Genomic DNA, 578 nt, shown 5'->3' with positions numbered 1-578 from the left:
CGAAAGGTTCGTTATCGTCAACGACTGCCAAGTTGATGGTGTTCAAGCTGCTCTGCGCCGCATCAAAGACCTGGCGGCGGCTGAAAGGCACAAATCAGTTGCCGAAGGTCATCGCAGGTGTCAGATTCGAAAACGGCATCGAGGTCATCCAAGTGCCGGAAAACCACGCCGCCTGATCGCCTCGTCACCCAAAATCCCGCATAGCTCGCTGACATCTGTCCGGCCTTGATTGCGACCGTCATATGTCGCGGGCCCGTATGGGAGTTCGCGGATCAGGTCCAAATCACAGCGGCGTACTTGGAAGCACTTGGGCATGTACTGGTTTTCCCGACCCCGTCTCATCGACTGTTGCGCCGTACCTTCGTGAGCGTCATCTGGCGACCACGCACTGAGGGGTGATCTAGTCGGCTAGGAAAATCTCGTGGAGAGGTTTGTCACGAGGTCACCATGTCAAGAGCGAGTTGTAAGGATGCCGGCTCGCGCGGGTAGCTATCCATCCATGCGTCGACCAAAATGTAGGTCAGCCGGATCACGTCGCGCAGGCGCGGCGCATTCTCCAGGCGTGACAGCGTCGGTTG

The 578-nt window shown here is 57.8% G+C and carries 1 pseudogene; it reads left to right on the top strand.

The features are described from left to right. Nucleotides 1-176 (top strand): annotated as a pseudogene (locus QJT78_RS51980) (IS256 family transposase); the annotation flags it as partial. Nucleotides 177-578 lie beyond the last annotated feature (402 nt).

The organism is Bradyrhizobium sp. Mp27 (assembly GCF_029953005.1).
In the GTDB taxonomy this organism is placed as follows: Bacteria; Pseudomonadota; Alphaproteobacteria; order Rhizobiales; family Xanthobacteraceae; genus Bradyrhizobium; species Bradyrhizobium barranii.
Note: the sequence above shows the minus strand (reverse complement) of the source record. Positions and strands in the feature narration are given on the sequence as shown.